Here is a 13,677-nt window from a genome sequence, read left to right as displayed (position 1 = left end):
TACCTGGTCAGGTTCTTTTCATTATGTATTCCTTTAAACTTGCAGTCCTCCGCTCACATTTAATACTTCACCTGTAATATAAGATGCGTATTCTGATGCTAAAAAGGCTGCTGCGTTCGCAATATCTTCTGGCGTTCCAATTCTACCAACTGGAATAGCGCCCACCATCTTTTCTTTCACTTTATCTGGTATCGTTTTTGTCATATCTGTATCCATAAACCCCGGACAAATCGCATTACAAGTAATACCGAAACTTCCAACTTCTTTCGCTGCTGTTTTTGTTAATCCTACAACTCCTGCCTTTGTAGCCGCATAATTTGCTTGACCTATGTTTCCTTCTCTACTAATTGAAGATATGTTAATAATGCGTCCATACCCTTGTTGTCTCATGTAAAGAAGCGCTGGTTGCATACAATAAAAAACTCCAGTTAAGTTCACTTGTAATACTTGTTCCCAAGCAGACTTCTCCATTTTATGTAACATTGCGTCTCTTGTAATTCCAGCATTATTCACCAAAATATGTAATGTACCAAATTTTTGAACCGCATATTCAATTAACGACTTTGCTTCATTTTGATTACTCACATCACATCGATATGAGCACACTTCATATCCTTCATCTGATAACTCACGTGTCGTCTTTTGTAGATTCTCTTCATTTACATCGCTAATTAATACTTTCGCCCCTAGTTTTGCATAAACCCTTGCAATCTCTTTTCCAATTCCCTGTGCAGCTCCTGTTACAACAGCTGTTTTCCCATTTAAAAACTCCATTCCTATCCCCCATTTCTATTACTTATACTGTATATTTCGGCTTTTTGCTTTCCAATTCCTCTTTGTATAAAAAAGTCTATTTGTGTCAAACTAACTTTGCAACGTCGCATAAACGCAAGGAGATTGTGTCGAATGAACAAAAAGAATTTCAAACAAAGCAAAGCAACTGATGGCATTGATGTTGAGTTCTCTCGCGAACTCGCTGACCACAATGACTTAGAAGCAAACGCACGTGCAAATGCCGCTGATGCACGTCAAAAACGCCAGTCAACCGAAAAATAAGGTACATCACAACCTTATTCTTTTCAAAAGGGACCTACTACCCAACAAAATAAACCGAGAGACATCTCTCGGTTTATTTTCTATATTTTTTTGTATAATGAGCCAAAGTAAGCAACGGATATATATGAGCATAACTATGATAACGAATATAAAACCCACCTGGTAAACCTGTTCCAGTAGGATATTTTTCATTTACATAAGGGTTGGAGAGCAAATATGAAATACCTTTTCGAATGATTGGTGTTTCTTTTTCATAGTAAGAAATGAGAGCATCTAACGCCCATGCCGTTTGTGATGGTGTACTAAACGGCAAAGTAACAAATCTTTTTTCCACACTACTTTGGCAAGATTCTCCCCAGCCACCATCTTCATGCTGTATATGTTCAAGCCATAAAGCTGCTCGTTTTAATGATGGATCGCTAGATGGTATTCCTAGTGACCGTAAACCAGTCAACACTGCCCATGTACCATATATATAACAAATTCCCCATTTCCCATACCATGATCCATTTTCCTCTTGTACATTCATTAACCAATTTATCGCACTTTGTTTTTGTTTCTCGGGCAATTCATTTTGCGCATATGTCCCAAAAAACTCTAGCACTCTTCCTGTAATATCTGGTGTAGAAGGATCTGTAATCATATCACTTGCATTTTCGATTGGTAAATTTGCTAATATACGGCTCGTTACCCCTTTTTCAAAAGCTCCCCAACCACCATCATTATTTTGCAATCCTTTAACCCAATTAACCGCTCTCTTCCAAGCATTATCTACATTTTCGTCCCCTCTACTTCGCGCCAGTGCTCTTAACACAGCAGTTGTATCATCAATATCTGGAATCATCGTATTCACATCCGAAAAGCCCCAACCACCTGGGAATAGATTCGGTGCATGTACACTCCAATCTACTTTCTTCGTTTGCTGTTTTCTTAGTAAATACGCTGATGCATTTTGAATCACTTTACTTGCTTTCGGAACTTGAGCTTCTTGCAAAGCATAACTGAGTAAAGCTGTATCCCATACAGTTGACGGAGAGTTTTGCAAATGGCTCCCTCTCTCCATCTTCCATATATAAGATGCGATTCCCGTTATAGCCTTCTGAATAATTGGCGATTGAATAGAATGCCCTAATGCAAGTAAAGCATAAATCATATAAAACGAGGCAGTTGCGTAACTATATAATGTTCCATTTTCATCAATACGCTCTTTCATAAAACGTTCTACTTCCTCATATCCTTTATGATGCAAAGAAAGTGGATACGTTATAATTTTCTTCACCTCACTTAATAACGTTTGAAAAACTGGAGACCGATCCTCCCGAAACCATTCTCCGCCCCCGCCTGCAATGTGATTTAAATTTGGCAATAACTTTTTCCCTACTCGAAATCTTTTATTTAAACACAACATCATCGGAATTAAATGGATACGTGCTGAGCTACTCAATTCAAATATACTGAGGGGGGAATCGTTCTGCAGAAACATTATTGGTGTTGGCAAATGAAAGAGAGAAGGATATTCATATTCTCCATGAATCGCTAATAAAAACTTCGTCATAAAATGAGCACGCGCCACCCCCCCGCGCTCATTTATAAACATTTCCGCTCGCTTCATATTCGCATCTTCTTTTGTATATTTTTCCGATGCAAGTAAGGCAGCATAAGATTGAATTGTAGCAGATAAATTACCACCCACTTCATCTTCATACAATTTCCATGTTCCTTCATTTGTTTGGAGTGATGCTAATCTTTTTACAAACGGTTCTATCTCTTTATCTCTACCTAATAATTTTAATAAAAAAATCATATGACAATCTGTTAGTGGCGCTCCTTCAAAACAAAACCGCCACGTACCATCTTGCCGTTGCATCGTTTGAAGTGCAGTTGTTCTTCTCGCTATTTCTTCATGCACTTTTTCATATAATAACAAGTTACTCACCCACCCTTTCGAAATCCGTATAACGATATTCAAAAAGGTAGCTGAATATGTATGAAAACAAAGAAAAGCAGAACATATAAAATGTTCTGCTCATAAACAATATCCTACTCCGACAATAATCCCTAATAAAGCACCGACTACTACTTCATACGGTGTATGCCCAACAAGTTCATTTAACTTCTTATATTCTGTTTCTCTACCGTGAAAAAAGTCATTCAATATTTTTGCTTGTTTACTTACTGCAAGCCTTACTCCTGAAGCATCATACATAACAATAATGGCAAAAATAGCAGCAACCGCAAACATCGAGCTTTCCACACCTTCCACAACTCCAACTCCTGTAGCAAGCGCTGTAACTGTTGAAGCATGAGAACTTGGCATCCCACCTGAAGCAAAAAACTTTGCAAAATCAAATTCACCCGTTTTAACTAATTTAAAGACTACTTTCGTTAATTGTGCTAAAAACCATGAAATTACAGCTGCCATAAGCGGATCATTATGTAAAATTGTTTCCATGTTCTCAGCTCCTTACTGACTATAATGGAAATTCTATATAATATAAGTATAAAGAAAAATGCGTAGAAAATACTACGCATTATGATACTTTTGCTGATTTATTTTTTATAAATTTCGGTTGTTTCTGCACTAAAAACTTTGTTTTCGCTACCGAGAATACAAATAAAGCAACCCATATACAGAAAAATGCAATCATATGTGTAGATGTGAAATGTTCACCAAATACAAATACACCTAAAATTAAGCTAATTGTTGGCGCAATATATTGTAAAAATCCCACCATATAAAGCGGAATAAGTTGCGCTCCTTTTGCAAAATAAAATAGTGGTAATGCTGTTACAATACCTGCTCCTATTAAAAGTAACGTTGATAACATTGAAATAGATCCAAATGAGCCGAAACCATGTGCTCCTGTCATAACAAGATAAATGATCGCAAACGGCGTCACTAACATGGTTTCCATCGTAAGTCCAATTGTAGCATCATAGTTTAATAGTTTTTTCGTTAATCCGTATAATCCAAATGAAAAGGCAAGTGAAAGAGAAACCCACGGAATAGATCCGAAACGTACTGTTAAAATGACAACCCCTACTCCTGCTAAACCAACTGCAACATATTGCCAAAAGTTTAACTTTTCCTTTAAAACGACTGTACCAAGTAAAATACTAATAAGCGGATTAATATAATAGCCAAGACTCGCTTCAATAACATGATTATGATTAACGGCCCATATGTAAACAAACCAGTTTCCGCTAATCAAGACTGAAGCTATTGTTAATGACATTAATAATTTAGGTCGTTTAAAAAGATTCACAAATTCCCCAATAAACTGGCGAAACCTCTTCGTAACACCTAATACAAGTAACATAAAAACAAATGCCCAAACGATGCGGTGCGCTAATATTTCATCTGCTGGAACTTCCTCAACCCATTTCCAATAAATCGGTAGAATTCCCCACATCGTGTAAGCACCAGCCGCATATAGTATCCCTTTTTTTTGCTCTGCTGATTGACTCCCCATCTTCCTTTTTCTCCCCTTCTCATTTTTTCTCCATTATACGGTCTCACATGCTCACTTTACCAATAATCAATCTGCATTTCTTTCGACATTTCTCATACAACGAATAATAAACATACCGTTATTACAACAAGTAACGGTATGCCGAAAACAAATTTCTTTTTATGAGTTTTATGATGAAACATATACATGCCGATCCAAGCTCCAACTGCTCCTCCAGCTGCCGCCGATAAAAACAACGTACTTTCTGGCGTTCTCCACTGTTTCTTCTTTGCTTTTCGTTTATCAAGCCCCATAAGGCTAAAAGCTATAACGTTAATAATAAGAAAATAAATCCATTTCATCGCTTTCTCTCCTTATGAAAAATTCGATTAATAGTAACACGAAAAAACGACGGAAACAACTGAAGAACTCTTTTTATCCAACTAGTTTCATTCCTTTTTCTTAATTAATTGCCTTCATATTTATATAACCAACTAAAATCGCAATTAAAGCATTTAAATAGAAAAACGTTATGAGCAGAATCTTATATTTCATTACATTCACCCACTACCATATCATCAAAAAAATTGCTCTCAATCACTTTCTCATCAAAATGAAGAACTACAATTAGCCCTACATATAAAGAAACAAAATTTAGAAACCATTCCCCATTCTCATCTTTCTTAGCTAAGCATTTAAATATCTCTTGAAATTGCATACGCTCGTCTGCAGCAACAACCAGACGCACACCAAAATATTTCAATACGAGATTCAGCTTCAGCTGCACGGATAATGATAAAATATATTTTAATAACTCCGTATACTCTGCACAATCTTTTTGACTATACAACTTCACAAGCTTTTGATGTAAAGTAGAAATCGATAATTCTTCGTCAGTCACTTTAGTTGCTTCTACCATTTCAATCATCTTTTTCATATTCATTACATTCACCCCTTCTGAAAAAATTCTAAAGCCAAAGAGTACTTAATTCAAAATGTACAATAATTGTGCGTTTCTCGTCTCTCGTTCTTCCTCACTGACTAAATCATACTTTTTTAGGAGGTGAAAAACATCATTTAATAATTTCTGTGAATGAATACCTTGCAAAAAACTCTTTAACTCTTTAAAGATCCCTTCAGGTAAAAAACTCTTTTGACTTTCAAGCTTATTCATCACATCTTCAATAGAATGATCAATGTTACATGCCATATTAAACTTCCCCCTCTATCCTCTATAAATAATATCCTCAGCTAACGATGTAAACACTTCTCCTACAAGAGAGTCTTCATCATATACAGATGAACCGTTATTTTCTTCTCGTTTTGCAAAAGGTATTTGCGCGATCACTTCTGTTTGCAATTGTTCTGCAAGCATTTCGCCGCCACCTTTTCCGAAGAGATAGTTTTTCGATCCATCTTGCTCTTCATAATAAGCCATATTTTCTACAATCCCTAAAATCTCGTGTTTCGTATGCTTTGCCATAACTCCTACTCTAGATGCTACGAACGAAGCTACATTGTGTGGTGTTGTAACGATAATTTCTTGCGCCTGCGGGATCATTGCTGCAACATCAATAGCAATATCTCCTGTACCAGGTGGTAAATCAAGAAGTAAATAATCTAATTCTCCCCAGTGCGTATTCGCAAGGAAATTTTGAATCCATTTATTTAACATCGGTCCGCGCCACATAACCGGGTTATTTCCTTCCGTAAAAAATCCCATCGACATAATTTTAACACCGTGACTAACGACCGGAATTGCTGTTTGATCAATCATCGTTGGTTTCTTATTCGTTTCCATCATAGCTGGAATGCTAAAACCATATATATCTGCATCTAATATCCCCACTTTTTTGCCCATACGAGCTAGTGCAGTTGCAAGATTAATTGTCACCGTTGATTTTCCAACTCCACCTTTTCCACTCGTTACAGTAATAAACCGTACTCCTGAATCAAGGCGAAGCATGCTCGGCATACCAGTTTCTGTTCTACTATTTTTCTTTAACTTCTCTGTTAAAGCTGCACGTTCTTCTTGTGTCATAGAACCAAATGTTACATCCACTTTAGAGGCACCAATTGGGTGAAGTGATTCTTCAATATCTTGTTGAATTTTTGCTTTTAACGGACAACCTTGTATTGTTAGTACTACTTCAAGTTTAACCTCTGTTCCGTTCATTTGTATATTTCTAACCATATTTAATTCTACAACACTTTTGTGTAACTCTGGATCCTCTACATGTTTTAATGCATTTATTATTTGTTCTTGAGTAAGCATAGAACTCATCCCTTCTCTTATTCTAATTTATATACAACATCTTCTCGGCGCTTCATCTGTTGAAAAAGCTTATTACCCTCCGCTAACGGGCGGGATTAATGCGACTATATCTCCTACTTTTATCATCTCTTCATTCGTTACAAACTCTTCATTAATTGCAACCATTACTGTATCCAAGGATTGCAAATGATAACTATCTTTCAACCATTCTTTTAATTGCCCAACAGTCATTTCTTGTTTTTCTGAAATTATTAATTGATCCAATCCGACTTCCTCACGCAAATTTGCAAACAATAAAATTGTAATCATTTTCTCATTCTTCCTTCTTTGGTTTTCCTTCTGGATATGGTGTGTTTTCAAGTTGATCTCCAACCCACATCGTTCCATCTTCCCGAAATTCTTTTTTCCAAATTGGAACGATTCGTTTTATACGTTCAATCGCGTACTCATTCGCTTCATAAGCTACTTTACGATGCGGTGATGAAACTGCAATGACTACCGCAATATCCATGATTTCTAGCCGCCCTACACGGTGCGTAATTGCTACTTTTGCATCCGGCCATCTTTCACTAATTTCTTCACCAATTCTCATAAGTTGTTTTACTGCCATCGGTTTATATGCTTTATACTCTAAATGTAGCGTTCGTTTTCCTTTTGTAAGTTCTCTCACGGTACCAATAAATGTTGTAATCGCACCCACTTCCCTTCTTGCGACTTTATTCGTTACTTCTTCAACTAAAATCGGATTATCTACAATCTCAAATAACACTTGTCCCATTAGAACCACCTCTCACTTTATGAAATGTCCAAGGCCATTCACTACCTTCGTTATCTTCTAATAAAAGAACATCGACAAACATATCTTTTTTATATCCTCTTGTCCCGCCCGGCAATACGATAAACACGTTTGATTCTGCCAATGAGGAAACTGAGCTAGATTTATCAAAACCTGATGGATAAGCTATTAATTTCCCCTCATCATATTGCAATTTCGCTCGTACAAATCTTGTAAATGGATTCGGTTTTAGAAAATCTTCTCCTAATAACGCTTTTTCTCTTTTTAAATGTACTTTTTCACTAAACATATACGCCCGAATACACGGTCTTACGAATAATTCAAACCCTACATAACAAGCTGATGGATTTCCTGATAAACCAAATAATAACTTGCCATTTAATTGTGCTACAGTCGTAACACTCCCTGGCCGCATTGCAACTTTATTGAAAAGAACAGAGGCACCTAACTTTTCGTAAATAGCTGGTAAATAATCGTAATCTCCTACTGATACACCGCCCGTTGTAATTAACATATCCACTTGCCCAAGCGCTTCTTTCACAGCTGTAAAACATGTATTAAAATCATCACTAAACTTCCCAAAATATTTTACTCTGCCGCCTGCTCTTCGAATTTGAGACAATATCATATACGTATTACTATTTCGGATTTTCCCTGGCTGTAATGAATCATCGACATCAAGCAATTCACTCCCAGTCGCTAACAGTCCAATTACAGGCTTTCTCGCAACTGGCACTTCACTATAACCGAATGTAGCAAGAAGAGCTGAAATACCTGGATTAATGTACGATCCTTTCTTTGCAAGAACCGTTCCTTTACGAGCATCTTCACCTTGAAAAGAAATATTGTCGCCCTTTTTGAATGATCGCTTCACTTCCATATAATTGTTGCCATTCTTCTCATATTGACGAGTCAGCTCTAACATAACAACCGCATCACACCCATTCGGAATTTGTGCTCCCGTCATAATTCGAACTGCTTGAAACGGACCTACTTTCTCATGAAATAGCGATCCTGCACCAATTTCACCCACTACTTCAAATACAATTGGCGTTTCATAACTTGCTAAATTAGTATCTTCTGCTCGAATAGCAAATCCGTCATACGGCGAACGATTAAATGACGGTACATCATGGTCAGCTATTAAATCCTCTGCTAATATACGTCCATAAGCTAATTCAATTGGTAATAGCTCCTTTAAGCCTTTATCAGCAAATCCCATCACTTTACGAACAGCTTCTTCAACCGTAATTGGCACTCTTCTTTCCATTGTTGACACCCTCTCTATTAACCGAATACGCGATAATATAGTTGTTTCGCTTTCGAAATATCATTTGTACCATGAATAAAAACACGACCATCTCGAAAAACAACCACGCGGTAATCATCGAATTGGCAAGATAGTAAATACGGATTCCGATCTACTTTCCCCAGTTTTTGTAATACTTTTTCTATATCATCAAAATTGTATTTCCTATTGTCTACTGTTCTAATTTGAACTGTATTTCTTCCGCATAAAACAGCTGCTTTCGTTTGATTTTCGTATGATAAATAAGGATAAGTTCGATTCAAACCGCATGAGAGACAAGCGTCTGTTTTTATTTTCCCTAATTTTATAAAATGATTTTGATTACTCCATATATCAAACATGAAAAATGTTTTTCTAATTGCTGAGAAATCTTCCACTAAAATTTTGAGTGCTTCTGCCAATTGATATGCTGCGACGATTTGAACAGTCGGGCTAATAATTCCAGCGGTATCACATGTCACACCTGTAACAGGAATATTTTTCAGCATACAATGTAAACACGGTGTCTCTTGCGGAATAATTGTATAACTCATACCATACGATCCAACGCAAGAACCATATACCCAAGGAATATTATGTTTTTGTGATAAATCATTTATTACAAATCGAATATCAAAATTATCTGTTGCATCAATGATTACATCTACATTTTTTAATAGACCTTCCATATTTTCTGAAGTTGCATCCATTACGAAAGCATGTATTTGTACTTCCGAATTAATTTGTTCTAACCGATTTTTTGCAGCAATTGCTTTCGGCATTTTCTCTCTCGCATCTTGTTCAGAGTACAATTGTTGCCTTTGTAAATTACTCCATTCAACGTAGTCACGATCAATAATCGTCAACTTGCCAACACCTGCACGTACGAAACTTTCGGCACTTGCACTTCCTAATGCGCCTGCCCCTACAATTAACACATGTTTATTTCGAATTTTTTCTTGTCCTTTACTCCCAATTGGTTTGAACAACTGTTGTCGTGAATACCGATCAGCCATTACATACCCTTCCTCTCAAGAACTCTATTTCATATTAGAATGTTGTTTCTGATAACAAGCAAAGTAAGCAAAACCAACAAACCCAGCTCCTCCAATTACATTTCCGATAAAAACAGGAACAAAATTTTTAGCCAAATCCATCCACGTTAGATGACCAGCAAAAATAACAGCGGAAATGACAAACATATTTGCTACTACTTGCTGAAATCCAATCACTACAAATGCCATAATTGGAATCCAAATTCCGATGATTTTTCCGACAAAATCACTCGTCCCGTAAGCGAGCCAAAGAGCAAGACAAACGAGCCAATTACAACCAATTGCTAAAATTAAAGTTCTTCCAAATGATTCATGTAACTTCCCTTCCGCTATCGCTACTGTTTTATTTAAATACTCTCCCTCTGTTAATCCGCCAAGATGTCCAAAGCAATACGCAACGAAAATTGCCCCAATAAAATTCATGAGAGTAATCCAAACCCAGTTATTCAGTACACTTATCAATGTAATTTTCTTTGCATAAAGCGCCATAGACAGTGACATCATATTTCCCGTAATTAATTCTCCTCCTGCTAATACTACGAGCATAAGTCCAACAGGAAATACCGCTCCTCCTAAAACATTCACTAGACTCCCCCAGCGCTCAGGTAAATTCCCTAAAACTCGAATGTTAAGTAAAAAACCTATCGCAATAAACGCTCCTCCTAAAAAACCGAGAATAAGCATCGCTGGCAATGTCTGTCTTACTTTTTGAACACCGGCCTCAATGACAAGCTCAGCAATTTGTTCCGGCTTATGAAATGCCATTACCCATTCCTCCATTTTCTCCAAATAAAAAAGCAGCTTCAAAAAACCTCCTCAAAATAAAGGTTTTTGAATGCTGCTTAATTTCTCTGCACATCTTTTACAGAGATATCAATCATCACTTTTACTATAAAATAGAAAATCCACAACTCTTGTAAATTCCCCATTTTTCACTATGACGCTAGCTTTATATATTAACCACCGATATGTGACATTTCAATTTTAGGTATTGTATTCTTATTTTTATGATTTAAGCGTTCATCTGAATAACGATCTTCCCTATTATTCCATATATCGCGTACTACATCTGTAATGTCCTCATCTGTATGTTCAGAACGAAGCAATTCTCTTAAATCATTTCCTTTAGAAGCAAATAAGCAAGTATATAATTTTCCTTCTGCAGAAATACGAGCTCTCGTACATGATGAGCAAAAAGAATCTGTTACCGATGAAATAATACCTATTTCCTCGTCGCTTCCTATATAACGATACCTAGTAGCCACTTCACCAGAATAATTTGCTTCTATCCGTTCTAACGGCATAACTTGATGAATCGTATCTACTATTTCTTGTTTAGAGACGACCTCTTTTAAATCCCAACCATTATAATTTCCAACGTCCATATACTCAATAAAACGAAGAATATGCTTGTTTTCCTTAAAGTATTGCGCCATCTGCAAAATGTCCTGTTCGTTTTTTCCCTTTTGAACGACCATGTTTATTTTAATTTTCATTCCAACTTCAGCTGCAGCCTGTATTCCTTCCAGAACCCTTTGCACTTTGCTCCTATTACCATTTAAATAGAAAAACCGCTCTTCTTCTAAGGAATCTAAGCTAACTGTTACACGTGATAGTCCCGCCTTATATAAATCAGGAGCAAATTTTTTAAGTAACGATCCATTGGTTGTTAAACCGATATCTTCTACACCATCTATTTTATGAAGCCGCTCAATAAGCTTTGGAAGCCCTCTTCTAAGTAACGGTTCTCCGCCTGTAATCCGTAATTTTCTCACACCTAAAGAAACGAAAATACGTGTTATCCTTTCAATTTCATCAAAAGATAAAATTTTGTCATTAGACAAAAACGAGTAATCAGGACCAAATATTTCTTCTGGCATACAATATCGACAGCGAAAATTACAGCGATCAGTAACTGAAATACGTAAATCCTTTAACGGACGTTGCAACTTGTCTAATGTAACTGATTTCATCTTCATTGCCTCACTTTTATTTTATATTTAAAACACGCTCTGGATGGGTATACACATTTAAGGAGTGATTACGAATAAATCCTATTGTCGTAATACCTAAATCTTCCGCTAGTTGCAAAGCTAACTCAGTTGGAGCTGATTTTGATAGTATAATTTCACAACCGATTTTTGCAACTTTCAATAATATTTCCGAAGAAATACGACCACTAAAAACAATGATTTTATCTTTTATAGAAATATCGTTTTTTAAACAATAACCGTAAATTTTGTCTAGTGCATTATGCCTACCAATATCCATTCGGCTTAAAATAATACCATTCACATCACATAAAGCTGCATTATGAACCCCGCCAGTATGATGAAACGTATCCGCAGATTGCTGCATTTCTTTCATTAACCGAAAACAATCATCGGCAGCAACCTGTACATGGACACCCTTCATCTTTTTTGCACTTAGTGCATCATTTGCAAAAACAAATCCTTGCCTACTCATACCACAACAAGACGTAATATATCGTTTATTTTGCATTTGTTCATAATACGGATTTACTTTTGTCGTTGTTACATGTACAAATCCTTCTTTCTCCTGCACCCATACACTATCAATATCTTCATACTTTCGAATGATTCCTTCAGATGCTAAGAAGCCTATTACCATATCTTCTATATATTCTGGAGTACTAACCATTGTAACAAACTCCTGTCCGTTCATTTTAATGGTGACAGGAAACTCTGTTACAATGCTGTCCTCTATATGCTTAAATACCTCTTGTTCATAACGAAAGATTTCTCTTTCTACCTGTATCGGTTTCACGATCAGTATCCTTCTCTCACGTTATATTTTTATCAAAAACAAATACCGAAACTGCAATATCTTCTTCTACTTTCATATCTGAAAACAAATTCACTAATTTCGCGCCAACAAGTTCCTCCAAATGTTCACGGGAATTCGCAGCATACACTTCTTGAATCATTTTTGTTCTAGCCAGATGAACCATTTCCGCACCGTCCATCGTACTTGAAATAAATTTTTCAGTAGGTGTTAAGTTTCCATAAAGAGTCGCTATAGCCATATTTTCTGCAAAAACAGTATGAATTCGTTCCGGTCCTTTTCCGAAAAGTTCCTTTCGAAGTTTTCGGATCATATCATTAAATTCATGTACTTTTTTTGACATACAATTATACCTCCCAAAAGCCTCATTTTACTTTATTATATATTTTACCAAAATGAGCCTTCCGCCCAAACTATTTCGTACAAATATTTGGGCGAAAAGGTTCACTTCATGAAGTTTATTCGTCTTTTAACCCTTTCCCCATTCCTTTTAAGAAATGAAGCCCAAACCCGATCGCACGGTTAATATCTGGGTCTTTCAATACTTTCATAAGATCGAATACCCCTACTTTTTTATTACTTTCTAGATGTTCATTACCTTCTTCTAGCCCGACTAATAAACTACCTATAAGCTTTTTCGTAAGTTCTGGGTCAAGTTCAGTTAACGCACCTGCAGCGCCCATCATATTATTAATTAAATTTGTAACAGGCTCACGAGTTACTTGACCTAGAACAATCTTCGCAATTGGTTCTTTCGCTTTTAGCATAGAATTTGCAGCTTCTAGCATTCCAATGTCATTTAATTCCCCTACTATATTAAACATCTGATTTAGAGCTTCTTCATTATTAGTTAGAAGCTCTTTTAAATCATCTAACTTTTGCTGTTTTATTTCTTCCTCAGTTAATTCTTGTTTTTGAATCATTTTTATAGGTGCAGCCATAGTTTTCTC

18 protein-coding genes are annotated in these 13,677 nt (G+C 36.3%); 1 reads left to right on the top strand and 17 read right to left on the bottom strand.

Annotated features, from left to right (window positions below):
• Nucleotides 1–33: 33 nt before the first annotated feature.
• On the bottom strand, nucleotides 34–774 hold the full coding sequence (gene fabG, locus MR160_RS08325) for a 3-oxoacyl-ACP reductase FabG (RefSeq protein WP_000395038.1): 741 nt from the start codon (nucleotides 772–774) through the stop codon (nucleotides 34–36).
• 132 nt (nucleotides 775–906) lie between these two features.
• Here fabG and MR160_RS08320 point away from each other — a divergent pair, with 132 nt between their 5' ends.
• Complete coding sequence (locus MR160_RS08320; protein ID WP_001035815.1) at nucleotides 907–1,056, top strand: YfhD family protein; 150 nt, start codon at nucleotides 907–909, stop codon at nucleotides 1,054–1,056.
• 73 nt (nucleotides 1,057–1,129) lie between these two features.
• Here the strand turns inward: MR160_RS08320 and MR160_RS08315 are convergent, their stop codons facing one another.
• From MR160_RS08315 to MR160_RS08240, 16 genes are all read right to left on the bottom strand, one after another.
• Nucleotides 1,130–2,983 carry a terpene cyclase/mutase family protein gene (locus MR160_RS08315; protein ID WP_000928149.1) on the bottom strand — a complete coding sequence of 618 codons (1,854 nt, stop codon included), beginning with the start codon at nucleotides 2,981–2,983 and terminating at the stop codon, nucleotides 1,130–1,132.
• Nucleotides 2,984–3,082: 99 nt separating this feature from the next.
• Complete coding sequence (locus MR160_RS08310) at nucleotides 3,083–3,508, bottom strand: divergent PAP2 family protein (protein WP_000447819.1); 426 nt, start codon at nucleotides 3,506–3,508, stop codon at nucleotides 3,083–3,085.
• A 79-nt stretch (nucleotides 3,509–3,587) separates the two neighbouring features.
• A complete protein-coding gene (rarD, locus tag MR160_RS08305) occupies nucleotides 3,588–4,529 on the bottom strand; it encodes an EamA family transporter RarD (protein WP_000535541.1) in 942 nt (313 codons plus the stop codon).
• 92 nt (nucleotides 4,530–4,621) lie between these two features.
• On the bottom strand, nucleotides 4,622–4,870 hold the full coding sequence (locus MR160_RS08300) for a DUF1294 domain-containing protein (RefSeq protein ID WP_000871349.1): 249 nt from the start codon (nucleotides 4,868–4,870) through the stop codon (nucleotides 4,622–4,624).
• A gap of 182 nt (nucleotides 4,871–5,052) precedes the next feature.
• A complete protein-coding gene (locus tag MR160_RS08295; protein ID WP_081143771.1) occupies nucleotides 5,053–5,451 on the bottom strand; it encodes a hypothetical protein in 399 nt (132 codons plus the stop codon).
• A 42-nt stretch (nucleotides 5,452–5,493) separates the two neighbouring features.
• Entirely contained in the window at nucleotides 5,494–5,718 is a 225-nt protein-coding gene (locus tag MR160_RS08290; RefSeq protein WP_000752380.1) for a hypothetical protein, read from the bottom strand.
• A gap of 15 nt (nucleotides 5,719–5,733) precedes the next feature.
• On the bottom strand, nucleotides 5,734–6,783 hold the full coding sequence (locus tag MR160_RS08285; RefSeq protein WP_081143770.1) for a P-loop NTPase: 1,050 nt from the start codon (nucleotides 6,781–6,783) through the stop codon (nucleotides 5,734–5,736).
• 72 nt (nucleotides 6,784–6,855) lie between these two features.
• The gene (gene moaD, locus MR160_RS08280) at nucleotides 6,856–7,092 is read right to left on the bottom strand and encodes a molybdopterin converting factor subunit 1 (protein ID WP_000628473.1); all 237 of its coding nucleotides are present in this window, start codon (nucleotides 7,090–7,092) and stop codon (nucleotides 6,856–6,858) included.
• 4 nt (nucleotides 7,093–7,096) lie between these two features.
• A complete protein-coding gene (locus MR160_RS08275; protein ID WP_081143769.1) occupies nucleotides 7,097–7,561 on the bottom strand; it encodes a molybdenum cofactor biosynthesis protein MoaE in 465 nt (154 codons plus the stop codon).
• On the bottom strand, nucleotides 7,542–8,849 hold the full coding sequence (locus tag MR160_RS08270; RefSeq protein ID WP_000442187.1) for a molybdopterin molybdotransferase MoeA: 1,308 nt from the start codon (nucleotides 8,847–8,849) through the stop codon (nucleotides 7,542–7,544). Before MR160_RS08270 ends, MR160_RS08275 begins: the two co-directional genes overlap by 20 nt.
• Before the next feature lie 17 nt (nucleotides 8,850–8,866).
• Nucleotides 8,867–9,883, bottom strand: a complete 1,017-nt coding sequence (locus MR160_RS08265; RefSeq protein ID WP_000785263.1) for a molybdopterin-synthase adenylyltransferase MoeB — start codon at nucleotides 9,881–9,883, stop codon at nucleotides 8,867–8,869.
• A gap of 24 nt (nucleotides 9,884–9,907) precedes the next feature.
• Nucleotides 9,908–10,687 (bottom strand): formate channel, encoded by a 780-nt coding sequence (locus tag MR160_RS08260; RefSeq protein WP_000863998.1) that lies wholly within the window; start codon nucleotides 10,685–10,687, stop codon nucleotides 9,908–9,910.
• 191 nt (nucleotides 10,688–10,878) lie between these two features.
• Complete coding sequence (gene moaA, locus MR160_RS08255; RefSeq protein ID WP_000844115.1) at nucleotides 10,879–11,895, bottom strand: GTP 3',8-cyclase MoaA; 1,017 nt, start codon at nucleotides 11,893–11,895, stop codon at nucleotides 10,879–10,881.
• Between the two features lie 16 nt (nucleotides 11,896–11,911).
• Nucleotides 11,912–12,709, bottom strand: coding sequence for a formate dehydrogenase accessory sulfurtransferase FdhD (fdhD, locus tag MR160_RS08250; RefSeq protein ID WP_000802662.1), 798 nt, complete (start codon nucleotides 12,707–12,709; stop codon nucleotides 11,912–11,914).
• Nucleotides 12,710–12,725: 16 nt separating this feature from the next.
• Nucleotides 12,726–13,070 (bottom strand): Na-translocating system protein MpsC family protein, encoded by a 345-nt coding sequence (locus MR160_RS08245; protein ID WP_000039580.1) that lies wholly within the window; start codon nucleotides 13,068–13,070, stop codon nucleotides 12,726–12,728.
• A 115-nt stretch (nucleotides 13,071–13,185) separates the two neighbouring features.
• The gene (locus MR160_RS08240; RefSeq protein WP_000729897.1) at nucleotides 13,186–13,668 is read right to left on the bottom strand and encodes a helical membrane plugin domain-containing protein; all 483 of its coding nucleotides are present in this window, start codon (nucleotides 13,666–13,668) and stop codon (nucleotides 13,186–13,188) included.
• Nucleotides 13,669–13,677: the final 9 nt, after the last annotated feature.

This window comes from Bacillus cereus group sp. BfR-BA-01382 (assembly GCF_022663475.1).
Lineage (GTDB): Bacteria > Bacillota > Bacilli > Bacillales > Bacillaceae_G > Bacillus_A > Bacillus_A thuringiensis_S.
Note: the sequence above shows the minus strand (reverse complement) of the source record. Positions and strands in the feature narration are given on the sequence as shown.

Coding starts and splice junctions, on each gene's coding strand:
- MR160_RS08290 (WP_000752380.1), bottom strand. CDS start 5,718: ATGGCATGTAACATTGATCATTCTATTGAAGATGTGATGAATAAGCTT.
- MR160_RS08285 (WP_081143770.1), bottom strand. CDS start 6,783: ATGCTTACTCAAGAACAAATAATAAATGCATTAAAACATGTAGAGGAT.
- moaA (WP_000844115.1), bottom strand. CDS start 11,895: ATGAAATCAGTTACATTAGACAAGTTGCAACGTCCGTTAAAGGATTTA.
- MR160_RS08270 (WP_000442187.1), bottom strand. CDS start 8,849: ATGGAAAGAAGAGTGCCAATTACGGTTGAAGAAGCTGTTCGTAAAGTG.
- MR160_RS08245 (WP_000039580.1), bottom strand. CDS start 13,070: ATGTCAAAAAAAGTACATGAATTTAATGATATGATCCGAAAACTTCGA.
- MR160_RS08275 (WP_081143769.1), bottom strand. CDS start 7,561: ATGGGACAAGTGTTATTTGAGATTGTAGATAATCCGATTTTAGTTGAA.
- MR160_RS08240 (WP_000729897.1), bottom strand. CDS start 13,668: ATGGCTGCACCTATAAAAATGATTCAAAAACAAGAATTAACTGAGGAA.
- moaD (WP_000628473.1), bottom strand. CDS start 7,092: ATGATTACAATTTTATTGTTTGCAAATTTGCGTGAGGAAGTCGGATTG.
- MR160_RS08320 (WP_001035815.1), top strand. CDS start 907: ATGAACAAAAAGAATTTCAAACAAAGCAAAGCAACTGATGGCATTGAT.
- MR160_RS08265 (WP_000785263.1), bottom strand. CDS start 9,883: ATGGCTGATCGGTATTCACGACAACAGTTGTTCAAACCAATTGGGAGT.
- MR160_RS08295 (WP_081143771.1), bottom strand. CDS start 5,451: ATGAATATGAAAAAGATGATTGAAATGGTAGAAGCAACTAAAGTGACT.
- rarD (WP_000535541.1), bottom strand. CDS start 4,529: ATGGGGAGTCAATCAGCAGAGCAAAAAAAAGGGATACTATATGCGGCT.
- fabG (WP_000395038.1), bottom strand. CDS start 774: ATGGAGTTTTTAAATGGGAAAACAGCTGTTGTAACAGGAGCTGCACAG.
- MR160_RS08300 (WP_000871349.1), bottom strand. CDS start 4,870: ATGAAATGGATTTATTTTCTTATTATTAACGTTATAGCTTTTAGCCTT.
- MR160_RS08260 (WP_000863998.1), bottom strand. CDS start 10,687: ATGGCATTTCATAAGCCGGAACAAATTGCTGAGCTTGTCATTGAGGCC.
- MR160_RS08310 (WP_000447819.1), bottom strand. CDS start 3,508: ATGGAAACAATTTTACATAATGATCCGCTTATGGCAGCTGTAATTTCA.